Origin of the sequence: Butyrivibrio hungatei (genome assembly GCF_900101605.1) — a bacterium.
Taxonomy (GTDB): Bacteria; Bacillota; Clostridia; order Lachnospirales; family Lachnospiraceae; genus Butyrivibrio; species Butyrivibrio hungatei_B.
Map to the genome: position 1 here is coordinate 130,166 of NZ_FMUR01000007.1, position 24,780 is coordinate 154,945.

The 24,780-nt window shown below is 41.4% G+C and carries 21 protein-coding genes; 16 read left to right on the forward strand and 5 right to left on the reverse strand.

Features of this window, described 5'->3' with window-relative positions; genetic code table 11:
• Positions 1-5 precede the first annotated feature (5 nt).
• The 7 genes from cooS (at position 6) to BLP87_RS06655 (ending at position 7,902) form a co-directional block, all read left to right on the forward strand.
• Positions 6-2,111, forward strand: coding sequence for an anaerobic carbon-monoxide dehydrogenase catalytic subunit (gene cooS / locus BLP87_RS06625; RefSeq protein ID WP_074461983.1), 2,106 nt, complete (start codon positions 6-8; stop codon positions 2,109-2,111).
• A 234-nt stretch (positions 2,112-2,345) separates the two neighbouring features.
• Entirely contained in the window at positions 2,346-3,236 is an 891-nt protein-coding gene (locus BLP87_RS06630) for a transporter substrate-binding domain-containing protein (RefSeq protein WP_026655905.1), read from the forward strand.
• A gap of 6 nt (positions 3,237-3,242) precedes the next feature.
• Positions 3,243-3,953 carry an amino acid ABC transporter permease gene (locus tag BLP87_RS06635; RefSeq protein WP_026655904.1) on the forward strand — a complete coding sequence of 237 codons (711 nt, stop codon included), beginning with the start codon at positions 3,243-3,245 and terminating at the stop codon, positions 3,951-3,953.
• An 11-nt stretch (positions 3,954-3,964) separates the two neighbouring features.
• Positions 3,965-4,678, forward strand: coding sequence for an ABC transporter permease subunit (locus tag BLP87_RS06640; protein ID WP_074461984.1), 714 nt, complete (start codon positions 3,965-3,967; stop codon positions 4,676-4,678).
• A 68-nt stretch (positions 4,679-4,746) separates the two neighbouring features.
• Positions 4,747-5,499: an amino acid ABC transporter ATP-binding protein gene (locus BLP87_RS06645; RefSeq protein ID WP_074461985.1), complete on the forward strand. Its 753-nt coding sequence runs from the start codon at positions 4,747-4,749 to the stop codon at positions 5,497-5,499.
• A 54-nt stretch (positions 5,500-5,553) separates the two neighbouring features.
• A complete protein-coding gene (locus tag BLP87_RS06650; protein ID WP_074461986.1) occupies positions 5,554-6,450 on the forward strand; it encodes a LysR family transcriptional regulator in 897 nt (298 codons plus the stop codon).
• 210 nt (positions 6,451-6,660) lie between these two features.
• Entirely contained in the window at positions 6,661-7,902 is a 1,242-nt protein-coding gene (locus tag BLP87_RS06655) for an MFS transporter (protein ID WP_074461987.1), read from the forward strand.
• On the opposite strand, the gene BLP87_RS06660 is transcribed toward BLP87_RS06655, so the two are convergent.
• The 4 genes from BLP87_RS06660 to BLP87_RS06675 form a co-directional block, all read right to left on the reverse strand.
• Positions 7,897-8,766, reverse strand: a complete 870-nt coding sequence (locus tag BLP87_RS06660) for a helix-turn-helix domain-containing protein (RefSeq protein WP_074461988.1) — start codon at positions 8,764-8,766, stop codon at positions 7,897-7,899. The genes BLP87_RS06655 and BLP87_RS06660 overlap by 6 nt on opposite strands.
• A 134-nt stretch (positions 8,767-8,900) precedes the next feature.
• Positions 8,901-9,563, reverse strand: coding sequence for a methionine ABC transporter permease (locus BLP87_RS06665; RefSeq protein WP_330390005.1), 663 nt, complete (start codon positions 9,561-9,563; stop codon positions 8,901-8,903).
• On the reverse strand, positions 9,563-10,534 hold the full coding sequence (locus tag BLP87_RS06670) for a methionine ABC transporter ATP-binding protein (protein ID WP_026655899.1): 972 nt from the start codon (positions 10,532-10,534) through the stop codon (positions 9,563-9,565). Before BLP87_RS06670 ends, BLP87_RS06665 begins: the two co-directional genes overlap by 1 nt.
• Before the next feature lie 356 nt (positions 10,535-10,890).
• On the reverse strand, positions 10,891-11,814 hold the full coding sequence (locus BLP87_RS06675; protein WP_074461989.1) for a MetQ/NlpA family ABC transporter substrate-binding protein: 924 nt from the start codon (positions 11,812-11,814) through the stop codon (positions 10,891-10,893).
• A 205-nt stretch (positions 11,815-12,019) separates the two neighbouring features.
• On the opposite strand from BLP87_RS06675, the gene BLP87_RS06680 reads away from it, so the two are divergent.
• Together BLP87_RS06680 and BLP87_RS06685 are read left to right on the forward strand one after the other, a co-directional pair.
• Entirely contained in the window at positions 12,020-13,138 is a 1,119-nt protein-coding gene (locus tag BLP87_RS06680) for an FAD:protein FMN transferase (RefSeq protein ID WP_242871823.1), read from the forward strand.
• Positions 13,139-13,218: 80 nt separating this feature from the next.
• The gene (locus BLP87_RS06685; RefSeq protein WP_074461990.1) at positions 13,219-14,166 is read left to right on the forward strand and encodes a CPBP family intramembrane glutamic endopeptidase; all 948 of its coding nucleotides are present in this window, start codon (positions 13,219-13,221) and stop codon (positions 14,164-14,166) included.
• Positions 14,167-14,169: 3 nt separating this feature from the next.
• On the opposite strand, the gene BLP87_RS06690 is transcribed toward BLP87_RS06685, so the two are convergent.
• Positions 14,170-15,267 (reverse strand): pyridoxal phosphate-dependent aminotransferase, encoded by a 1,098-nt coding sequence (locus BLP87_RS06690; RefSeq protein ID WP_083334513.1) that lies wholly within the window; start codon positions 15,265-15,267, stop codon positions 14,170-14,172.
• Between the two features lie 73 nt (positions 15,268-15,340).
• On the opposite strand from BLP87_RS06690, the gene cobT reads away from it, so the two are divergent.
• From cobT to BLP87_RS06725, 7 genes are all read left to right on the forward strand, one after another.
• Complete coding sequence (gene cobT / locus BLP87_RS06695) at positions 15,341-16,480, forward strand: nicotinate-nucleotide--dimethylbenzimidazole phosphoribosyltransferase (RefSeq protein WP_074461992.1); 1,140 nt, start codon at positions 15,341-15,343, stop codon at positions 16,478-16,480.
• Positions 16,481-16,482: 2 nt separating this feature from the next.
• Positions 16,483-17,508: a bifunctional adenosylcobinamide kinase/adenosylcobinamide-phosphate guanylyltransferase gene (locus BLP87_RS06700; protein ID WP_074461993.1), complete on the forward strand. Its 1,026-nt coding sequence runs from the start codon at positions 16,483-16,485 to the stop codon at positions 17,506-17,508.
• Positions 17,505-18,314: an adenosylcobinamide-GDP ribazoletransferase gene (locus tag BLP87_RS06705; RefSeq protein WP_074461994.1), complete on the forward strand. Its 810-nt coding sequence runs from the start codon at positions 17,505-17,507 to the stop codon at positions 18,312-18,314. Before BLP87_RS06700 ends, BLP87_RS06705 begins: the two co-directional genes overlap by 4 nt.
• Positions 18,315-18,344: 30 nt before the next feature.
• A complete protein-coding gene (cbiB, locus tag BLP87_RS06710) occupies positions 18,345-19,424 on the forward strand; it encodes an adenosylcobinamide-phosphate synthase CbiB (protein ID WP_074462048.1) in 1,080 nt (359 codons plus the stop codon).
• An 81-nt stretch (positions 19,425-19,505) separates the two neighbouring features.
• The gene (locus BLP87_RS06715; protein WP_074462049.1) at positions 19,506-21,116 is read left to right on the forward strand and encodes a spermidine synthase; all 1,611 of its coding nucleotides are present in this window, start codon (positions 19,506-19,508) and stop codon (positions 21,114-21,116) included.
• 30 nt (positions 21,117-21,146) lie between these two features.
• On the forward strand, positions 21,147-22,712 hold the full coding sequence (locus BLP87_RS06720) for a hypothetical protein (RefSeq protein ID WP_074461995.1): 1,566 nt from the start codon (positions 21,147-21,149) through the stop codon (positions 22,710-22,712).
• 206 nt (positions 22,713-22,918) lie between these two features.
• Positions 22,919-24,745, forward strand: coding sequence for an endo-1,4-beta-xylanase (locus BLP87_RS06725; RefSeq protein WP_074461996.1), 1,827 nt, complete (start codon positions 22,919-22,921; stop codon positions 24,743-24,745).
• The last annotated feature ends 35 nt before the right edge of the window (positions 24,746-24,780 follow it).

The following is a 24,780-nucleotide window of genomic DNA, read 5'->3' on the forward strand; positions in this document are numbered from 1 at the left end:
GGAAAATGAGCCACACACATTCACATGAACATGAACACGAACATCACCATCATCATGGCAAAAACGGTCTTGAACACATTCATTCACACAGAAATCTGATCGGCTTTGATGAGCACGGCATTCCGACAGTGACACTTAAGGCTAGCGATCATGGCGGAGAGAGCAGTCCCGAGGATTTTACAAAAGATTATATGAGTGCTGTAGCGGAATACAGAAAGACATTTCCGTCAAAGCAGGATGTAATTGACAATACACCCGATCCGGCTGTAAGGGAGATGATCCTTAGGATGGAGCAGATTGGAATAGATACGGCTTTTGACAGATTTGATGCTCAAAAGCCTCAGTGTGCGTTCGGACTTAGCGGAACATGTTGTAAGATCTGCAACATGGGACCTTGTCATATAACAGCGAAGGCACAGAGAGGTGTCTGCGGTGCGGATGCAGATCTTATCGTTGCAAGAAATCTGCTTCGTTCAGCGGCTTCGGGAGCGGCCCAGCACGGTATGCATGCAAGAGAAGTCATGCTTACTTTGAAAAAAGTTGCTGAGGGTGAACTTGATATTCCTATTCTCGGCGAGCAAAAGATAAGAAGCACGGCGGAAGCTTTCGGAATAAAGCAAAAGAACAGGCAGCTTAAAAATGTTGCAAAAGATCTTGCGGATGCATTACTTGAGGATATGTCAAGAAGCGTTCCCGATGACTATAAGACAATAAAGGCATGTGCACTTCCCGAGAGACAAAAGGTATGGGAGGATCTGGATATTCTTCCCATTAGTGCATATCATGAAGTTTTTGAAGCATATCATAAGTCGGGATGTGCAACGGATGGTGACTGGAAGAGTATTATGCAGCAATTCCTCAGATGCGGACTTGCTTTTACTTTTTCGGGTGTTGTCGGAGCTGGAATTGCGACCGATGCACTGTTTGGCGTCGGCGACAGAGTTACATCCAAGGTCAATATCGGTGCGCTTGAGAAAGGATATGTGAATATTGCGGTACACGGCCATCTTCCTACACTTGTAAGCCAGATTGTTGCGGCAGGAAAAAGAGATGACCTTATCGAACTTGCCAAATCCAAAGGTGCAAAGGGTATCAGATTTTACGGTATCTGCTGTTCGGGACTTTCTGCAATGTACAGAGACAGCGGTGTTATTCCGCTCTCAAATGCCGTTTCTGCAGAACTTGTACTTGGAACGGGAGCCCTCGATCTGTGGGTTGCGGATGTTCAGGACGTATTCCCCTCGATCATGGATGTTGCCAAGTGCTTTAAGACTGTTGTGGTTACGACAAGTGATTCCGCACGTCTCCCCGGCGCCGAGAGATATGAGTACGATCATCACCACAGCAATATAGGACAGACTAAAGAACTTGCAGAGAAAATTGTAAGACGTGCCATCGAAAGCTTTGAGATCAGAAAAGGAATGCCCGTATATATTCCTCCGTATGAGGTTGAAGCAGAGGTCGGATTCTCTGTTGAGTATGTTCACAAAAGATTCGGAAGTATGAAACCTCTTGCCGAAGCAATTAAATCAGGACAGATCCTCGGCGTGGTAAATATGGTCGGATGCAACAACCCCAAGGTTCTTTATGAGAAGTGCATTATTGATGTGGCCGATGAACTTCTTAAGAATAACGTTCTTATCATTACCAACGGATGTGCATCTTTCCCGCTGATGAAGCTTGGTTACTGTGCGGTTTCTGGAAAAGAAAAGGCAGGAGAATCCTTAAGAGAATTTCTTGAGCCCGACCTTCCGCCCGTATGGCATGTCGGAGAGTGCATAGATAATACGCGCTCTACAGGCATATTTGCGGGAATTGCAGGCGTACTTGGAAAGAACCTTTATGAGCTTCCGTTTGCATTCTCATCTCCCGAGTGGGGCAATGAAAAGGGAATCGACGCAGCGCTCGGCTTTAGACTAAACGGCATAAGCTCATATCACTGTGTTGAGGCTCCGATCTTTGGATCAAAGAATGTAATTGAGTTCTTGAAATATGGTACAAAAGAGCTCCTTGGCTCAACAATGAATGTAAACACGGATCCTGTCGCACTTGCAAAACAAATCGTGCAGGATATGAAAGACAAGAGAGCAGCCCTTGGCTGGGATAAATAAAGAAGTAACATTCCGATAATAACTTTTAGTTATAGCCTCCCTAAAGTTTAGCGTAATTGTGCTAATAGGGAGGCTATTGTATATTAAGTTCAACAAAAGCGAATACATAAAGCAAACTCATTTGTTTACTGACCGGACAACCGGAGGTTAGTGGTTCGTCACCATTAGGCGGACCAGTAATCTCCGGTTTTCTCATGTGAACTTTTGATTTCAGGTTAGCTAGAGGAGACGATTATGAAAAAAAGAACAATTAAAAATATTCTGTTATCGGGAGTGCTTGTAGGCGCAATGATGTTATCTGCAGTAGGATGCGGAAAGGCATCACAGGGAGCTGATACTGAAGTAAAGGCAGCAGAAGATAATATAGAAGGCGAAGCACAGAGCGAAGGAAGCGGGCAGGTGCAGAAGATAGTTATAGGATCGGGAACCAATTACAATCCTTACTGCTATATAGATGAAAACGGAGATGCTGTTGGTTATGAGTATGACGTACTAAAGGAAATCGACGAGCTACTTCCTCAGTATGAATTTGAGTATCAGTCAATGGCATTCGATCAGCTGGTTCTTTCACTTGAATCAGGAAAGATTGATCTTGCAGCACATCAGTATGAGTACACACCTGAGAGGGAAGAGAAATATCTTTTCTCAGGAGAGTCTTACACATCATATATCACTTACCTTGCAGTTCTTATAGATGATAACGCTAAAAGCCTTGAAGACCTTACAGGTGAGAAGATCAGAACCGGTGGTTCAACAAGTGCCACAACTCAGATCCTTACAAAGTGGAACGAGGAGCATCCGGGGCAGGAAGTTGTTCTTGTAACCTCAGAGGGTAGCTCAGATGAAGAAGCAGCTGCTGCACTTAAGTCAGGAGCAGCAAGAGCATCCGTACTTAAGAAGAGCGATGTTATCAAGATGAATACTAACTTCAGCGATGACGGAAAAGAATGGCTTAAGTCTGTAGGCGAACCCATCAACAATTCAAAGACTTATTATCTGTATCGCAAGGATGAGACAGAACTTAGAGATGCGGTAGACGGAGCTCTTAAGACACTTAAGGAAAACGGAAAGCTTTCTGAGCTTGCAATTAAGTGGGTTGGATACGACGTTACAGAAGAGGAATAAATAGATATGGGAAATTATTTTAGTATTGAAAGATTTATACATGTCTTTCCTAAAGTGATTTCAAGTTTACCTGTTAATCTTCACATTGTTTTTTGGTCAATGCTTCTTGGCACTTTACTGGCCGTATTTGTAGCAGTGCTTAGATTACATAGAGTACCTGTGGTAAGCGGTTTACTGGGATTGTATATATCCTTTATGAGGGGTACGCCGCTCCTGGTGCAGATGATGATCGCGTTTTACGGAATCCCAATAGTACTCGGCACAGTATTTTTAAATCTTTTCGGGATCAATCTAAACAGACTTGAACCCGTGATATTTGTAGAAATAGCGATTATTCTGAATGAGGGGGCTTTCCTTGGAGAGATATTTAGAGGAGCCATAACATCTGTACCTGCGGTTCAGTCGGAAGCAGGATATTCTATAGGAATGACGGGGGCACAAACCTTTGTAAGGATTGTGCTCCCGCAAGCTTTTAAGGTGGCAATTCCGCATTATGGCGTTGACCTCATAGGAGTTTTTCAGAATACATCACTTGTATTTATGCTTGGAGTCGTAGATCTTTTGGGAAGAGCTAAGACAATTGGTGCGGCGTCCGGCCACACTATTGAAGGGTATGTTGCGGCAGCACTTATATATATTGCGTTTAGCTTACTGTTAAAAGGAGCTTTTCTTCTAATAGAAAAGAAACTGAGCGGTGGAGAGGTTAAACTTGTTTAAGGAGTTGGGATATGAGTTTTAGTGTATCAAGTTTTTGGGAGTCTCTTGTGTCAGCACTAGCCTATGCTCCGGTAACCATCAAACTTACTGCAATCACCTTTGTTGTAAGTCTGGTTCTTGGAACAATCATAGCGACGATAAGGTATTACAAGGTACCTGTTCTTTCACAGATCTTTGCGGTGTTTGTGACTGTATATCTGGGACTACCCACTATGGTGGCAATTCTTTTGTATAACATCATATTTATGACATGCTATGCAGATGTGGCAAATGTACTTCACATTACAGTGCCCATCAGCGAAGTTGATCCGATCATAATAGGTTATTTTGTACTTATCCTTGGGACAAGCTGTTCTGTAAGTGAGAGCGTAAGAGGTGCTTTCAGAGGAATAGACAAGGTGCAATTTGAAGCGGGCTACAGTATAGGTCTTGGCAAGTTCAAGACACTTACAAGAGTTATCTATCCTCAAATGGTGCCAATATTACTTCCGGGTTTACAGAATTCTCTGATAGGACTATTGAAGGCATCCAATCTTGTGAGCGCTATCTCAGTCATTGAGATCATGACAGGAGCTCTTTTGCCAAGCCTTTTGTATTACAGTTATCTTGAAGGATATGTGGCAGCAGCGCTTGTATACTGGCTTATAGGAATCGGTATAGAGGTGATAGGATACCTGGCTGAGAAAAACAGCGGAAAATATTTAAAGCAAGTGGCGACAGGCTGAAAGCATAGGAAATATGAGCATATTAATGCACACAATGACATTGTGTTTGGAACAGAGGAGGTGCGGCGATGATAGAACTTACAGGTGTAAAAAAATCCTTTGGGAAACAGGAAGTTCTTAAGGATGTTTCGATAAAAGTAGATGACGGAGAAGTGGTAGTAATACTGGGGCCAAGCGGCTCCGGAAAGACTACGCTTCTTCGGAGTATAAATTTTCTTGAGAAGGCCGACAGCGGAACCATGAAGTTTTCCGATAAGATCATAAATTTTAAGAACCCCAAGAAAAAAGATATTCTGTACATGAGAAGACATACAGGCTTTGTGTTCCAGAACTACGGACTGTTTGCTCACAAGACTGTTCTTCAGAATGTAATGGAAGGACTTGTTCAGGTTCAGAAAAAGAGTAAGCACGAAGCGCAGCAGATTGCAGAGGAAGTCCTTCAAAATGTTGGGATGCTTGAAAAGAAAGATTCTTATCCATCACAGCTATCCGGCGGACAGCAGCAGAGAGTAGGAATAGCAAGGGCTGTGGCTCTAAAGCCTGAAGTGATCCTTTTTGATGAGCCCACATCTGCCCTTGATCCCGAACTTGTGGGTGAGACTCTTGAAGTTATCAAGAAAGTGGCAAAGACGGGAATAACCATGATCGTTGTGACACACGAGATGTCTTTTGCAGAGGATGTCGCAGACAGAGTTATATTTATGGACGGCGGAGTCGTGGTTGAAGAAGGAAAGCCCGGAGAAATTTTTTATAGGCCGAAAGAAGAGCGTACAAGGCAGTTTTTATCAAGAATCATTCCTCAGGATGAGTATGTGATTTGAGTAAATGCAAAAATATGTTATTATGTATAAAAATTCATTTTGGAGATTATGCATATGACTATTTTGCAGCTTAAATATGTAATTGCGATTGATGAGGAGTGCTCAATGAGAAAGGCGGCTGACAGACTTTATGTTTCACAGCCGGGACTTTCAAGTGCGGTAAGAGACCTTGAGAATGAACTTGGAATCCAGATTTTTCAGAGAGTTCATAACGGCGTCGTGACAACTGTTGCAGGCGGCGCGTTTATTGCTTATGCAAGAAGCGCGGTTGAGCAGTTTGAGAAAATTGAAGACAAGTACATAAATGCCAAAGTCGATAAGCCTACATTCTCAGTTTCCATGCAGCATTACACTGTTGCTGTAAATGCGTTTATTGATACAGTAAAAGAATACGATCTTGAGGAGTATCAGTTCTCTGTAAGAGAAACTCAGACAAGTGAAGTCATAGACGATCTTAAGAGTCTTAGAAGTGAAGTCGGAGTTATTGCGCTCAGCGAATTTAACAGAAACATGTTCAAAAAGATTTTTGCGGATGCATCTCTTGAATTTCATGAACTCTTTACAAGAGAGACTTACGTATATCTCAGAAAAGATCATCCTCTTGCAGACAGAGATGAGATTTCACTCGAAGATCTGCAGGATTATCCGTGCATGGTATTCGATCAGGGCGACAACACATCCTTCTATTACAGAGAGGAAGCGCTTGCAACCTATGATTATAAGAAAGTGATAAGCACCAATGAAAGAGCTACATCCGTAGAACTTATGCTTGGCCTTAACGGTTATGCGGTAGGTGCAGCCATGCTTGGTGAAAGTCTTAATACTTCCGAGATTCATCACATAAAACTCAAGGAAGAAGAGACATTAACGCTTGGCTATATCATTCGAAAGGGCAGTGACCTCAGCGATATGGCTCAGACCTTTATTGAGAAACTAAAACAATATAATTAACAAAAACAATATAACTATAACGGCAATCGGGGAGGATGTAGATAAGACAATTATCTACATCTTCCCCGATTTTTTAATTTCCTAAAATATTCACATATGAATATTTGAAGAAAACAATTTTTGCGGTGCTACACTATATTCAGTTTTAAAGGAAAAAGGGCACAAGCTCAGCCGCTTGCGGTAAATATATAGTGGGGTAAAGGCGAGAAGATGATTGAATTTATAAGGAATAATAAGCTTTTTTCAAAGTTGGCCGGAATTAATCTTGTATCAAAAGTAGGAGACAGATTATTTTATACGGCTATGCTTACGATAGCAACTTCATTGCCAAGCGGTGGCATAGCGGTTATGATCGTGTCTGCTTCAGAGACACTTCCGATTTTGCTCAGTTTATTTCTTGGAGTTGTTGCCGATAAGCAAAAGAATAAAGTGAGATTATTGGTTTTTTGTTCTTATTTCAGAATGGCTATGTATATTGGGATTGGATTGATTTTCAGGAATTCGCCGACATTGATCTTGGTATTATTTGCAGCCGGATTGAATTTTTTGTCCGATATAAGTGGGAATTATGCTTCGGCACTATTTTCGCCATTTACAAAAATCTTAGTACAAGCAAAAGATATGGAACAGGCACAAGGAATTGTGAGCTTGGGAACGCAACTGGTAAGTGTGCTGGCAACATTTATAGGTGCATCATTATTGGCATATTTCAGAGAAAGTTCTTTGGCATTTATAAATGCAGCTGTTTTTATGTTGGTTGCAATTATGTATTTGGGAGTCGGTCCGTCTTTAAAAGGACATGAAGAGAAGATAAAAACGCTTGAGAATGGAAATATGTTCTCGGCAGTTAAGGATAATATAAGATCGTTTTGCTCTGATAATGTTTTATTGGGGAACCTGATCCAATTGGCAATGTTAAATGGATTTTTTGGAGGCTTGACACCTGTTTTTGCGCTATTTATAAACACAAACAATGAGATGATGAGTTTGAGTAATCCGGTAAAGATATCTTTGTTATCCGGGATAATTACTGTATTTATGATATTTGGAAATGCTATGACGACCAAATTTTTTAAAAGACATTCAATTTTCAATATCAATATTTTGTCAGATGTGATGATATTATTTGTCGGTGTTGGTTTTGTGATCGATAGCATATGGATAATCATGATAGCCAATAGCTGTATTGCATTTTTGCTGGGTATTGTGGCACCGCGCTTTTCTGCGGAAGTGGTAAATCGCTATCCGGTAGAAAGAATTGGCGGGATCATTACATGTATTAATGCATTGCTTGTTATAGCACCGCCTGTTACGAGTCTGTTGTTTCCTATGTTGGCGACTTTTAATATAAATTATGCCTATTGGGGCATTATTATTTACTCGATAATTTTACTTGTCATATGTTTAGCGTTGGCAAAAAAGAATTGCAAGAAGATTAGTTGTTATTTATGAGATACTTATGAAAGCATCTAAGTTTTCCTGAAGAAATGCAGCAACTTCGTCATGCCCGGTTGCTTTTATAAGAGAAATGTATTCTTCCAGATTCTTAGTATCAGTTACTCTTTTTTCTTGATAATCAAGAACTTTCTGCAAAAAGATAAGTATTGTCTTTGCAAACATATCTTGGTAAGTGAGGATTTTATCCAAATGTTTCATAAAGTAATCTGCGTAATATCCTTGTTTTTTGTATAACAAAGTTATGATGATGTTCAGAAGGACTAACTGGGTATGAAATTTATTATTGGGAATTGATAGATACAATGAAGCGCGCTCAATAAATGCTTTTCCCAGGAAAATAAGGTCGCTTTCGGATAATATGTGTAGCGTGTTGCCGAAAATATACAACTCGTATTCTGTCCAGTTTTCAATGCTATATAGGTATTTGGTCAGCAGTTCAATGTCTTCTTTGCATATTGTATTTGTTGAATCCAGGTCATAGACAGCACATTTTATAACCAATCTGTTGAGCTGATTATAAATATCATAGGCTTCAGAGCTTTTATCATAATTTTTTAGAAGCTTATTTAACCCATCAATATCTTTGGCTGAATGAAGATCGGAGATTTCTTTTGAATGGCGAAAAAAAGGGCTGTTCTCATATTGGTTGTATGCATGTTCAAATTCCGAAAAACTCATATGAATTGAAGAAATTGCGACAAGCAATTTGTCGGCTGAAAGCATTGTTTGGCCGGTCTCAAATTTTGACAGTTGAGATTGTGAAATATTTTTGCCGGCAATATCCTTCATCTTCAGTCCGCGAGCAGTTCTAAGCTCTCTATACAGTTCTCCGAGATTCATCAAATCAAGCTTACTCATGAGTCGGTCCTTTAATGGTAGAAACTTTTTTCGCAACAACGCTCGCGCGCTGGCGAAATGTTTTTATGTAAGTCTATATTTGATGGGACAGTGATGGTGGAAAAAACCTTCACTGTCCCAATTTAATCCGTGATTTAGCTCATTTTTTTGTACATGTAATTACCAAGCATCTGAATGAACTGAACAAATGCTATAAGTACAACTGAACAAACGACAAGATATTCAGTCTTGTATTGCTGGTAGCCGTAGCGGATCGCTATATCACCGATACCGCCGCCTCCGACAGTTCCTGCCATTGCGGAGTAGCCGATAAGTGAGATGATAAGAAGTATCACACCGTTTAGCATTCTCGGAATAGATTCTTTTACATAAACGCGCATAAGGATCTGGAAGTTTGAAGCGCCAAAAGATCTTGCGGCTTCGATAACTCCGGGATTGGTCTCGCGAAGGCTTGTCTCAAACACTCTTGCGATATAGGGAATTGCCGATACCGTAAGAGGAACGATCGATGCCGTTGTTCCGATTGATTTTCCGACAACCGCTCTTGTAAACGGAATAAGTATTACAAGAAGGATGATAAAGGGGAAGCTTCTGAATACGTTTACCAAAAAGCTTAAGATCTCATATACGATCTTGTTTGGCTTAAGTCCGTCAGGAGCTGTAAGTGTCAGTATTATGGCGGGGATAAATCCTATTATCACCGAAAAAAGTGTTGACCAGAATACCATGTATAAAGTTTGTTTAAAGGCAGTCATTATAACAGAGCTCATGCCTGCATCAGATAAAATTCCCGACATTATTTGATTACCTCCCAGGTTACGTTTTTGCTGTCAAGAAAAGCACATGCTTTTTCGAGATCTTTTTCATCCATATTAAGGACGAGGCTTCCGTAGACGTCCTCCCTGAAGTCTTCAAGCTTGGCCCAGCAAATGTTGAAGTTTGTCTGAAGCTCCCTTGCCATCTCGGTTACGATAGGGCGCTGATTGCCTTCTCCGAAGAAAAAGAGCTTTAAATTGACTCCCGTTGAGGGAAGCTTGTCACTTTCTTCGCGGAGGAACTCACGCATTTCCTGTTCCTTGGGCCATACAAAGAGCTGTTCAGGTTTGCCTATTGCAAGCACTTTGCCGCCGCTAAGAAATGCAACCTTCTGGCAGATCTGCTTAACGACTTCCATCTGATGAGTGACGATTATGATCGTGATGCCCATTTCTTTATTTATCTTTTGTAAAAGAGCTAAGATGCCCTTTGTAATCTCCGGATCGAGTGCGCTTGTTGCTTCGTCGCACAAAAGAAAATCGGGATCGAGCGCAAGTGCCCTTGCTATTGCGACACGCTGCTTCTGACCGCCTGAGAGTTCCTTTGGCTTTGAATGTACTTTTTCTTCAAGGCCGACGAGTTTTATAAGATTAAGGATTTTTTCTTTTGCTTCCGGAGTGTTTGTGGGAATTCCCCAGAATTTCATGGGAAGAGCAACGTTGTGATATACGTCGAGTCTTTCAAGGAGGTTAAAACCCTGAAATATCATGCCCATTCTCTTTTGAAGATTTCGAAGAACTTTTTTGTTCTTGATGTCGACGGTTACATCGTCAACAACGATCGCGCCTTCATCATAAGATTCAAGGCCGTTTATGCAACGAAGAAGAGTGGATTTACCGGCACCACTCTGACCGATGATTCCGAATATCTCACCTTTTTCGATGTCGATATTTACACCTTTAAGTACCTCGGTTTTGTTGAAAGTTTTTTTGACATTCTTAATTTGTATCATAGATAGTAAGACCACCTGTCTTATTATATTAGGAAAATTCTATAAGCGTTCCCGGCGCTAATCTATTATTACATTACTGCCTCTAAATATCAAATATGACACGTCACTGGCAAGGAGACGTGTCATATCTAAAAGGTTTGATATATGAAAGGTAGGATTTGTATGATATGGGGGCGGAAAGTCAAAAAGCGTACATGCTTGCATGTTAAGCTTTTTGACCTAACGGCCCTAACAAACATGAGGAATTAGCAATTTACGTAGTAAATTAGCGTTTTCCGAATGTTTGTAGAAGTGCGAGAGTTTCGAAGAAACGGAGCACTTCGTATATCATATACGTTATTGGCTTTTAAAATGGTTTACTGGGGATCAATAAATGAAGGAATTACTGCTCCCTTGTATGTCTCTTCAATATATGATTTAACTTCGTCTGATTTAAGTGCTGCTACAAGAGCTTTGATCTTTTCAGAATCCTGAGAACCGTCCTTAACTACAAGGAAGTTCGTTCTCTTTACTGTTGTCTCATCGTCAAATTCCTCGATATCAAGTGCGGGATGCTTAGCCGGAAGGTCTGCTTCAAGAGCGTAGTTTCCGTTGATGGCTGCCGCGTCAAGATCGGGAAGTGAAAGAGGAAGGTTAGCTGCCTCAAGAGGTGTGATCTTATATCCGTGAGGGTTAGCGTCCTTATCTTTTGAAAGAGAATCCTCTGTGTAGCTTGCATCTTCACCAAAAGCACCCTTTGATGTAAGAAGTCCCTTCTGAACAAGAAGGTCAAGTGCTCTTGCACCGTTGTCGGGATCGTTTGGAATACCGATCTCTGCACCGTCGGGAATCTCATCAATCTTAGTATATTTCTCTGAATAGATACCCATCGGCTCAATGTGAATTCCTGCTACTGCTGTAAGGTGAAGACCTGCGTCTTTGTTCTGCTGGTCAAGATAACCAAGTGTCTGGAAGTAGTTGGCATCAATCTCACCTGCTTCAAGTGAAGTATTGGGAAGTACGTAGTCCTGGAATACAACTGTCTCAAGTGTCCATCCGTCTTTTGCAAGAACTTCCTTTACGATATTATCAAGAATCTCAGCGTGAGGAACGGGTGTTGCTCCTACAGTGATCTTCTTGTCTGTGTCAGATGCTGAATCAGCTTTTGCTTCAGCCTGTGTAGCTTCTTCTGTTGCAGGAGCCTCTGTAGTCTGTGACTCTGCTTTTGATCCGCAGCCTGTAAGTGCTCCGAAAGCAAGTGCTGCTGTTAAGACCAAACTTGTAATTACTCTCTTTTTCATAAATTTCATATCCTCCTCGATACCGATGTTTTTGTTTTCTCCTCGATCGGTATGAATGCATTATACAAGATTAGAAAAGAATTTGGGAAATAAATAAAAATTATCAGTAGTGAAAAGTTGAGATTATATTGACTCAGGTGCTAACGATATCGGACAATAGAAGCAAACTATCATAAAAATCACAGATTAGAAGTAGAGTGGAAGAATGAACAAAAGAATAAATAACAAAGAAAACAGAAGATATATTGAAAGAAAAACAACATGCACTGCAAAGAAAAAGCTTGTGAGTATTGCGATGACAGCCGGTATGGTCTCGCTTTTTATTACAGGGTGCGGGGCAAAAAATAAAATAAATACATCAACAATCTTTGCGATGGATACCGTTATGCAGATTGAAATACAAGGCGATGAAGCGCTGCTTGCCGAAGCTGAGAAACGTATAAGAAATATAGAAGATGAACTTTCCGTCACAAAAGAGGACAGTGAGATCGGACGGCTTAATAAGGAAAAGAGTGCCACATTGTCCGAAGATGGAACAAAGATCTTACAGGATGCGCTGAAAGTATGCGAGGCGACAGACGGAAGCCTTGATATATCGGTTTACCCCGTTCTTAAGGCCTGGGGCTTTACTACAGGGCAGTTCAGGGTTCCTTCGGATGATGAAATAAAAGAACTGATTGCAAATGTCGATCACAGTAAGATCGATGTGGACTACGCAGGTGAAAAAGAGTGTAGCGTCAGAATAGACGACAACATGCAGCTTGATCTTGGAAGCGTGGTTAAAGGCTACACAGGATCGTATCTTGCTGAGTTTTTTAGAGAAAAAGGAGTGACATCGGGCCTTATAAATCTTGGTGGAAATGTTGAGTGCATAGGAACAAAGCCTGACGGAGATCTGTGGAGGGTTGCGATCAAAAGTCCGTTTGAAGACAGTAAGAGCGGAGTGCTTGGTGTTATAGAGACAAGTGATATGGCTGTTATAACTTCCGGGGGATATGAGAGATTTTTTGAAGAAAATGGGGAAAAATACTGGCATATTCTTGATCCCAATACGGGAAAGCCTGCAAGGAGCGGCCTTGCCTCGGTTACTGTTGTTGGAAGAAACGGAACGGTCTGTGACGGCCTCTCAACAGCTCTTTTCGTAATGGGAGAAGAAAAAGCCGAGAAATTTTATAAGGAGTATTCGACAGGTAATAAAGGGATCGCGGCATTTGACCTTATCATGGTTACCGAGGACAAAAAAGTGTATGTCACTGAAGGCGTGAATACAATTTTTTCTCTTACTGAGGAATATGCAGATATGGATGTATCTGTTATAAGGTAACGAAGGATGTTTTTTTATTGACTCGATTTCGTCGGCATATTATGTTTAATTGGACAGATAAAAGAAAATGGAGGGGCAACATGGAGAAGTTTAAGGCTTTTTTCTATAAGATTCATAATGACTACTACAGGTGGTATGATTTTCTGCTGATTCTTCCGGTGGTGTTTTTTGTGCTTATGCTTGCGGGAGAGATTGCAGGTCAGTTATTGTTCAATGTATTGATCTCCCCGATTATGGGATTTGAAGATCTTGCGTTTAATGAAGCGGTCAGTAGTTACGGTCGGACTATCGGATCATGGATCGTTTTGATCGGATACCTGTTGCTGGTTAAGTTTGACAGACCTGTTCTTAAGACGTTTTGGAAAAAATATAAGGGAAATACGGTACTTTTTTTTCTTCTTGGACTGCTTGTGGGCGGCGGAATGAACGTTTTTTGCGCAATCGTTGCGATACTCAACAAAGATATAGCCATTTATTTTAACAGGTTTCAGTTTTTCAAAGTGTTTGTTGTTTTGATTACAGTTTTTTTTCAGTCAGGTAGCGAAGAATTACTGTGCAGAGGATTTCTGTATCAAAGGCTGAGAAGATCGTTCAGATCACCGTGGGTTGCGATAATAGGAAATGCGCTGGTATTCGGAGTTCTGCATCTTTTAAATCCGGAAGTTTCATTCCTCGGATTTTTAAATATTGTTCTGTTCGGAGTATTTATGGCCCTTATGATCTATTATTATGAGAGCATGTGGATGGCGATTGCCGTTCATACAGGTTGGAACTACATGCAGAGTATAGTTCTGGGCCTTCCGAACAGCGGACTTGTTTTTGATTTTTCAATCTTTAAACTTGATGCAGCTTCTGCTACAAACAGCTTTGCGTACAATGTAGGATTTGGAATTGAAGGAACAGTCCTTTCGTCGGTGATCATTGCTGTCGGAATAGTTGTGATCGTTTTGCTTGGAAGAAAGAGAAAAGGAGATACTCTCTGGGTTGTCGGAGAGACTGTTTTTCCGAAAGTGAAAAAGGAAGCATAAGCATCAAACATATTCTTTCAGTGTATCTATAAGAGCCACATTCTCTTCGTGGTTTCGCACAGCGATGCGGAAATAGGAGTTGTCGAGGCCACTGAAGTTTGCGCAGTTTCTGACAAGGATTCCGTGTTCTCTTGCGAGTTTATCTGCAAGCATGCTTCCTGCGAGATGTGAATGTGATGAAGTTAAAAGAGTGAGCGGAAGTCTTGTCAAAATGAAATTTGTGTCGCTGTCAAAAACGGTAAATCCGAGTGATTTCAGCTCTTTTGACAGGAAATCTCTTTCCGTGGTTATGAGTTCTATCGATCTGTGTACATACTCGTTTTCCGACAGGGACTTTTCGCCTGCAAGCAGAGCGAGACTTGAGATATTCCACTCAGGCTTTAATGAGTTTAATCCGGATAATATGCGCGGATTAGAACATATGCAGAAACCAAGCCTTATTCCGGGAAGGCAGTATAACTTGGTGAAAGCATCTATGATAATAAGATGAGGGTGATCTTTTATAAGTGAGATCGCGCTCGTCTTTTTTTCGCCCGGAACAAAACCCATGAAACATTCGTCGATTACAAGATAAATGCCGAAATTTTCGCAGAAATCGGCAACTTTTTTTATTGTATCGTAAGGAATAAGCGCGCCGGTGGGGTTATTGGGATTGCAGAGAAAAATCATGTCCACGGTGCCGGCTTTTTTTACGTATGACAAAAAGTCGTCTGTGAGCTTGAAGTTGTTGTCACTTCTAAGATTGAACTCCTTTACACGGCAGTTCCTTGATGCAAGAGCTTTTTTGTACCCTGAAAAAGTAGGAACGGGAAGCACGGCACCACGCGGAAGGATAGCCTGAACCAAAAGAGTTATTATCTCTGATGCGCCGTTTCCCATGACGAAGTATTCTTCGGGAATGTTGTGATATGCAGACAATTTTGCAAGCAGAGAACAGTCGCTTAAATTGGGATATTTTTCCAAAAGCGAGATGTGTTCTGTAATGTCATGTCTTACTTTTTCGGGCATTCCGAGCGGGTTCACATTCACGCTGAAATCGTATTTTATCTTGCAGTTTTTATCAAAAATACCGCCGTGTTCGTAAGTGGTGTAAGTCATCATTGATCCTCCATGATTAAGTATAAAGGTTTTTTTGATACTTTTACAACATTACTTATGTGTGTAAAATAAACGTATGACAGGGAATACAGAGAAAATAATAAAAAAATACATAGCCGGTGTCGGAAGAGCTGACGAAAAAGCGATGATCGCGTCAAAAGAGTACGACGATGCCCTTATTAAGCCGCCTCGCAGCTTGGGAAAACTTGAAGATATCGCAATTAAGCTCGCGGGGATAACAGGGCGTGTTAAGAACAGGATCGGAAGCAAAAAAATTCTGGTTTTTTGCGCCGATAACGGTGTGACAAAAGAAGGTGTCGCATCCGCGCCTATTTCCGTGACTGCGAGCCAGGCGGTCAATATGACGTCGGGAATAACCGGGATGTCGGCGCTTGCAAAGCATTTTGGTGTTGAAGTTGCGGTTGTGGATGTCGGAGTTGCGACTAAGTTTCCGCTTACTGTTGATGGGAAAAAGGCACCTATAATAGATAAAAAGATAAGAAAAGGAACCGGAAATATCGCATGCGAACCTGCCATGAGCAGAGATGAGTGTTTATGCGCGATACTGACGGGAATAGAGATCGCGATCGGAAGAGAAGACGAGGAAGAGTACGAAGATATCAATCTCGTAGGTATCGGGGAGATGGGTATTGGAAATACCACTACTTCGGCGGCGGTTTTGTCTGCGATAACGGGAGTAGACAGCGACAGCCTTACGGGGCGCGGCGCCGGAATAAGTGATGAGGCCTATGATAATAAGAAGAAAGTTATAAAAAGAGCTCTTTTTACACATAAACTTGAAGGTCAGGGCTGTGAGTACGCAGGTGATTTCGAGGCGATAACGGATGTTTTGTCCAAAGTTGGAGGGCTTGATATTGCGGCGATGTGCGGTGCGTTTATAGGTGCGGCATATGCGGGAAAGGGTGCTGTGATAGACGGATATATTTCTGCGGTTGCGGCGCTTCTTGCGGTAAAGCTGTGCCCAGCGGTTGCGGATTATCTTTTTCCGTCACATGTATCTACGGAACCGGGATATATGCTTGCGATGAAAGAGCTGGGACTAAGCTCTTACCTTGATCTGAATATGGGACTTGGCGAGGGTAGCGGATGCGTTCTTGCTTTCGAAGTGATAGAGGGCGCGTGCGCAATGATGAACAATATGGCCACATTTGAAGGCGGCGGAATTGATGATTCGTATTTGGAAGGAATCAGATAAAGATGATAGTTCTTTTGACGGGCGGATGCAAAAACGGTAAATCAGACATTGCGCAGGATATTGCTTGCAGTCTGAGAGAAAAGTCGGGCGGCGGGCTTTACTATGTTGCGACAATGAGATCTACAGGTAAAGAGGATGACGAGCGCATAAGAAAACATGTCGAAAACAGAGCGGGACTAGGCTATGAGACCATAGAGATCGCAAGGGATATAAAACGACTTAGCACGGAAAAAGAGAAATTTATTAGAGCCGTAGGTTCGGGTAAGGCCGCCGATATGGCAGAACATCCTGAAAAAGCTACGTTTCTTGTGGACAGTCTCACGGCGCTTCTTGCAAATGAGATGTTTCGAACAGATAAAGACGGCACTTTTATCGAAGACCGCGATGCGGCAGCAAGAATATGTGAAGATATCAGGATTTTGTGCAAAGAAAAAGGCTATAATCTTGTATTTGTGAGCGACGGGATATACAGTGATGCCGCAATATATGATGCGAGCACCGATTCATACCGTGAGGGGCTTGCGTTAATTGAACGGGAAGTCGCATCGATCGCGGATGAGGTTACAGAGATGTGCGCCGGAAAGCGGATGGTTCATAAAAGTACGGATACCAAAGAGGTAAGTGAAATGAGCGATAAGGAAAATCGCGGAATTCTGATAGTAGGCGGCGCAGGCCAGGGAAAGCTGGATTTTGCAAAGAGTATTGTCGGAGAAGTCAAAGATGAAGATATTTACTCTTTTAAACAGGAAGAGAACTCTAATAATATAAGCGGGGCAGTTCCCGGCGGTTACAAGATTTATTATCATGCAGAGCGCCTTGCTCGCGGGACCGATAAGAACGCAGAGGAGCTTGCGGAGCTTTTTTCCAAAAATGCGATAGTCATTTGCGAAGACATAACCTGCGGAATTGTTCCTGTGGATGCAACTGACAGAAAATGGCGCGAGGATGCGGGAAGATTTATGCAGGCACTTGCAAAGAACAGAGACGTTTACAGAGTAATCTGCGGAATAGGGGAAAAAATAGGATGAAAAGTTTACTTAGGTCTTTTGCCATAGCATTTTCAATGTATTCCAAAATCCCGATGCCACAGTTTACGTGGGAGAAAGAGGATATGAAATACAGTATTGTCTTTTTTCCGCTGATAGGTGCTGTTTTGCTTGCTGTTACTTATGGGATAAGATGTCTTGGTGTATTTTGGGGAATAGGAAGTGTTCCGACGGGGCTTTTCATGATGGCGGCAATTGTTGTTATCACAGGCGGAATCCATGTTGACGGATACATGGATTGCAGCGATGCTTTTTCGTCCTATGCGGATAGGGAGAAAAAACTTGAGATTTTAAAGGACCCGCATATCGGTGCGTTTGCGGTCATTCGTGTTATGACGCTCGCCGCGGTATATCTTGCGTCTGTGAGTATCATAGCGGATAGAAAAAGTCCTGTGGATTCGTCGCTTTTCTTTGCGGATGGAGAGGGCTTTTTGATTATCGGGCTTGGATTTATCCTGTCAAGGGCACTCAGCGGAATATCTGTTGTAAGTTTCCCTTGTGCAAAGAATGAGGGAACGCTCTATAGCTTTGCTGAGGGCGCTGACAAAAAGCGGTGTCTGTCTATATTGGTAAAAGAAGCACTTGTAGTTTCGATAGCAATGATACTGATCGGAGGAATTTGCGGCGGTTGCGCGGTTTGCGCGGCACTTGCTGTTTTTTGGTACTACAAAGTAAGGACAGGAAAGGAACTTGGCGGGATCACTGGTGATGCGGCAGGATGGTTTCTGTGTCTTGCTGAAACCGCGATTGCTCTTACAGTGTGCGTATGTGTATTGTTAGGGTACTGAGACTTTGACGATTTGGCTTGGAACGGATATATGATAGATTTTTTGAAAGTTTATTATAACTACATACCTGTGGAGGTTTTAGCGGGGATATTTGTAGACTTGATAGTGGGAGACCCTGCTTTTTTACTGCATCCGGTGCAGATCATCGGAAAGCTTATCGAGCTTTTGGAGAGAGTGCTTCGAAGAGGTGAACGTGAGTCTTCTGCCAAAGGTTTTGTACTTGGAATTGTGGAAGTGCTCGGAGTTACGTCTGTTACGGGCATCGTTTCTTTTGGAATCTGCTATATTGCTTACAGGATAAATACATATCTTTTGCTTGCGGTAATGATTGTTATGTGCTGGCAGTGCATTGCGGCAAAGAGCCTTAGGGATGCGGCACTTGCAGTTTATGCACCGCTTTCAAAAGGCGATGTAGAAGGGGCAAGAAAGGCAGTATCGATGATCGTCGGAAGAGATACGCAAAGCCTTGATGACAAAGGTATTACAAAGGCTGCCGTTGAGACGGTTGCGGAGAATACAAATGACGGCGTGATCTGTCCTCTTTTTTATCAGATGCTTGGAGGACCTGTTCTTTCATTTATTTATAAGGCGGTCAGCACAATGGATTCCATGATCGGATACAAAAATGAAAGGTATATGTATTTTGGAAGATTCGCTGCGAAAACAGATGATGTTTTTGCATATGTTCCGGCGAGATTAAGCGCGGCTTTTATGATCGCAGGGACAGCCGCTTTGGAGGTACTTGGGAGAGCTTTTGGTGCAAAGAACTCAGATGGATGCGGCGCTGATAAAGATGGTAATACATTTACCGGATACAGCACTAAGGGCGCGATAAGCATATTTATAAGGGACAGGTACAACCATGCAAGCCCAAATTCTGCCCAGTGCGAGAGTGTGTGCGCGGGTGCTCTCGGACTTAAACTTGCGGGGCCTGCCAGCTACTTTGGGAAGATTCATGACAAACAATTTATCGGGGATGAAACTCGCATCATAGAACCTGATGATATAAAACGAAGCATAGTTCTTATGAATGTTACAACGCTTTTTTCAACGATAATTTACATTGTGATAATTTGTATTGTGAAAAATGTTTTCGTTTTGCCGTTATAATGATATACTCCAATACGGATGAAAAAAGGTTTGGAAAACACAAATTGCATCAAATAAATAAAAGTAATGGAAGAAAAAGATATGGAGAAAAAATCAATCTTAAACAACAAAATGTTTTTGTATATGACAGAGTTCTTTGCGGGAATGTCTGTTATGGCGGTAGAGCTTGGAGCGAGCAGGCTTCTTGCACCGTATTTTAGTTCATCACAGATTGTGTGGACAATTATAATCGGAACGATAATGATAGCCATGGCGCTTGGAAATATCTACGGCGGCAAGGCTGCAGACAAGGATCCGTCTCCGGATAAGTTATATAAGAGAATTCTTATAGCTGCTATCTGGATTGCTGCGATTCCTGTTCTCGGTAAGTATATAATAATCGCTATTTCGGCGGCTGTAATATTTGCAGTCAACAGCAATTTCCTTGTTATTGCCGCATTTGCGACATGTATGATCGTGTTTGTGTTCCCTCTTTTTCTTCTTGGAACCGTAACACCTTCGCTTGCAAAGTATACTACGGAGTCTCTTGATGACAACGGCAAAATTATCGGAACTCTCGGCGCGTTCAATACAGTCGGAAGTATCATCGGAACTTTTGTGCCGACATTTGTTACAATCCCTGCTGTGGGAACATCGATAACATTTCTGATTTTTGCGGGAATATTGATCGCGCTCTGCATTGCTTTTTTTGTCAGCACGGGTAAAAAAGTGACTGTGAAAACAGCAGCAGGGCTTATCATTTTTGTAGTATGCCTTTTTTTCGGACACAGCACCTCATTTGCTTTTTGGGAAAATGACCTGACTTATGAGGGTGAGTCTGTTTACAATTATCTTCAGGTAAAAGAAGATCCTTACAGTGTGATTTTGTCGACAAATGTTCTCTTCGGAGTTCAGTCAATTCATATAAAGAGCGGTGAACTTACCGGAATGTACTATGATTATGCTTTGGCTGCGCCCTACATGAGCGGGATAAAAGAGAAAGCGGCGGCAGGAGAAGATGCAGAAATCCTGGTCCTTGGAATGGGAACCGGAACATATGCGACTCAGATACTCAAATATTTTGACAACGTTAATGTTGAAGGTGTTGAGATTGATGATAAGATCACGAATCTTGCACATAAATACTTTGAGCTCCCTGAAAAAGTAAAGGTCACAACCTATGACGGAAGAGCATATCTTGCGGCAATTGACAAGAAATATGATGTCATAATGGTCGATGCATATCAGGATATTACGATTCCTTTTCAGATGTCATCGACGGAATTTTTTAATATGGTAAAAGATCATCTTAATCCGGGCGGAGTCATGGTTGTTAATATGAACATGTACAGCGATGATAACGAGTCTACGATCAACAGATATCTTGCAGATACCATTTCTTCGGTGTTTGACAATGTTGCTACGGTAAAGGTTACAGGTTCTACAAACAAAGAACTGTTTGCTACGGATAATCCGGAGTTTATGAGCAGATTTGCAGAAAACAGCAAACTTGAAGGTGATGAGAGGCTTCGTGCAATGATGGAGGTTGTCGAAGATAATTGTGTGTCATACGAGGCAGGAAGCAATATAATGACGGATGATAAAGCACCCGTTGAGCTCCTCGGAATGAGGCAGATTGACTCGATAATAAAGGATGAAGTCAAGTATTACAAGGAAATATACAAGACTCAGGGATTTGAAGGATTGTTCTGAAAAAATACAGTGAGGTGCCGGGAGATATATATGAAAATAGAAAATTTAACAAATCGTGTCCTGACTATTATAACTGGGATAGTTTTGCTGATTTTAGTTGGTATACATGTAAATGTGAATATTTTTCATTACACTTCGAGGATGGATGCCGATCTGGCATCTGAGGCGCTGATTACTACAGAAATCGCTGATAATTCATTTGATACACCGGATACGTGGGTTTCTTCAACCGGTGACAAATTAGTAAGTGCACCTAATATTGGAGCGGTCTTTTATAAGATTACCGGGAATATGAATTTGTCTATAGGAATCGCATGTAGTTTGTTTATGATGATTCTTATTGGACTTATGATCGTGTATTTTAGGCAATTAGAATTTGGCTGGTACGAGATTTTTACTGTGCTCATAGTGCTTTTCTCAGTTTTTAATGTTGAATCGGAACTTCAGAGTGCGTTATTTTTATGGGCTGATTATTATATATTTTACTTTATTTCGTTATACCTTATGCTGATATTCTATAATAAAGGCCTTAAAGAGGGAAAACTTTCAATTTGGATTTGGGTAATATCCTTGCTTCTTGCAACAATAAATGGTATGGAGGCTATTCATGCTTCGGTTTTTTGCTATCTGCCTCTTCTTGGAGTAGAGATAGTCAGACAATTATGGTCAGTGATAAGGAAGAAGACGTTTGAGTGGCACTTATTGGCATTGTTTTTCTGTACTGCTGTAATTTCTGTCGGTATTCCTATGCTTTCAGCTGCTTATGGAACTGATAGTGGGCGAAATATAAGACGAGCCGGCGAAAAATTTGTTACCGAAGTGTGGCCTGCTATGGGATCGATTGTATACTTTGGTGTTGTGCCTGCAGTTGTTTGGTGCTTATGCGCATTTGCGGTTATTGGATATTTACTTGCCCTGATAAATATATATAAGAAAACGGTTAAATCAGATAATGATGTTGATGAGGATAACAACATTATTTTGTGGGGAACTTTGGTACCTGTTGCAGTGATCACGATGGTAGTTTTGGCACTTACATTTACAGTAAGAGAAGTGGCGCCCAGATATTTCTTTCCGGAATTTTTTATACTTGCTACCGGAGTTGGATTATTTATGAAACTGGTATATCGGCAATATATTGCAAAGATAAAGGTTTCTGCTCTTGTTGCGGTAATGGTAGTTATTTTAGGAATCATGGCCGGCAGATATTATTATACAGAATTGATTGCAGGAGATAACAGTAGTAATTCTGATGAAATGAAAATAGCCGAATGGATGCAGGATAAGGGCTATGAGTATGGGTATACTATATTTGATAATGCCAATACTATAACTGTTATATCCAATAATGCAGTAAAAATCAGAGCTGTGAATAACATGAAGGACATGGAAGGATGTAAGTGGCTTTCCGATGTTACCTGGTATCCACCGACTAAGAGCACAGACGGAGCGACCGTTTATTTGGTTTCAGAAAGTGCGAAGTTTGATTTTGATGCATTTTTAAAGGAAAGAAATCCGGTTATTGTAGATTCTTGCGAAATTGGCAGATATATGGTTTACGTTCTGGACCACGATTACACTGTGTGGGTGGATTAGGCTATAGTCTTAGAAAAGGGCAAAATGTTACATTAAAGTTTGCTAAATATGAGGCGAGTAAAATACGAAAAAGCGTGTTGTGCACAATTACCAGCACTTTATGATAAATAATTAGCAATTTTTGGATACCTCTTTGTGAAATAATATGTTACAATAAATTTACCCTATGGGGAATGGGTTTAACATATTATTAACGGGAGGATGCTATGAAGGTAAAAAGTATTAATGGCGTAGTTGCCAAAGTTATGGCGTTTGTGTGTGCTTTTTCAATGTGCGTAGCCGGATCTACGGTAGATGCACAGGCTGCAGACGCAACACTTTTGAATACATATGGCAGTACATATGGACATTCAGGAACATGTATTAATTTGTATCAGTTAAGGGATGGAAATCAGTTAAACATTCTTAAGAAACATTATAATTCTATCACACTCGAGAACGAGATGAAGCCGGATGCTTTGCTTGGTGGTTCTCCAAGACTGATCTCAGTATCAGAGGCAAAGAGCAAGGGATATTATATTCCTGACGGCTATCGTGAATCAAACGTACCCCAGATTAATTTCGGAACAATTGATGAAGTAATGAAAATCTGTAGCCAAAACGGTCTTGGTATGAGAGCGCATACACTTGTGTGGCATTCTCAGACTCCGTCATGGTTTTTCAGAAGTAATTACGGTGGAAACAACGGATTCGTAAATCAGCAGACTATGGATGCACGTCTTGAGATGTATGTTAAGACGGTTATGAATCATGTATATTCAAGCCAGTATGGCGGATGCGTTTATGCATGGGATGTTGCAAACGAAGTAATCCATGCAAACAACTCAGGTTGGGAAGCAGTTTACGGAAATAACAGAACAAATGCTTCTTATGTAAAGAAGGCATTTAACTATGCTTATGAAACACTTGAGCATTACAAGCTTACAAATTCGGTTAAGCTTTTCTACAACGACTTCAACACATATCAGGAAGTACAGAAGGTTACAACTCTTGTTAATTATATAAATCAGGGTAAAAAAGTTTGTGCAGGTGTAGGTATGCAGTCACATCTCGGAACAAATTACCCTTCGGTTGACACATATATAAATGCCATGAATTCATTCCTTAAGTCAGGATTTGAAGTACAGGTAACAGAGCTTGATATTACAAATAAGGGTGACGGCGATATGGCCAACTACTCTTACGATCTCTTTAAGAAGATAAATCAGATAAAGAAAAACGGCGGAAACGTTACAGGTATTACATGGTGGGGATTGTCAGATCAGACAACATGGATCAATAACTCAAAGCCATTGTTGTTCTCTTCACCGGGACAGCCCAAGCAGGCTTATAACAAGGTTATTCAGGCATATACGGAAGTGATCGGCCAGCCCGGCAGTGTACAGCCGCAGCCTCAACCACAGCCACAGCCTCAGCCACAGCCTCAACCTCAGCCTCAGCCGGATAACAAAAATAATAATAGCAATAACAACAATAACGGAAATAACGGACAGACAAATCCTCAACCGCAGCCACAGCCTCAGCCACAGCCCACACCACAGCCACAGCCTCAGCCGAGCGGCAATCAGACAAGCAACAATGCGGCATCAGGTGTTCAGGATGGATGGTACTATCTGAAGGATGTTAATTCTCAGAAGTATCTTACGGTAAAGAATGACAAGGCAAAGAAGACGACTAATGTACAGATTGAAAAGGGTACAGGAGCCAAGGGTCAGAAATGGTATGTTCAGAATAAGGGTGACGGATATATCACACTTAAGTCAGGACTTGGAGAGTTCATGCTTGATGTTGTGTACGGAGAAGATAAGAACGGCACAAATGTACAGATTTATGATGCGGTAGGACATGATGCACAGCAGTTCATGCTTAAGCCTACAAAGAAGAGCGGAGTTTATATAGTCGCTACAAAAGCATCAAAGGGAACAAAGAATCTTGATGTATATCAGCACAAGACATCCGACGGCACAAATGTATGCCAGTGGAAGCACAACGGCAATGCAAATCAGCAATGGGTTTTTGAACCTGCACAGTAAATGGTTATAGATTTTTTTCAAAAAAGTATTGAGAG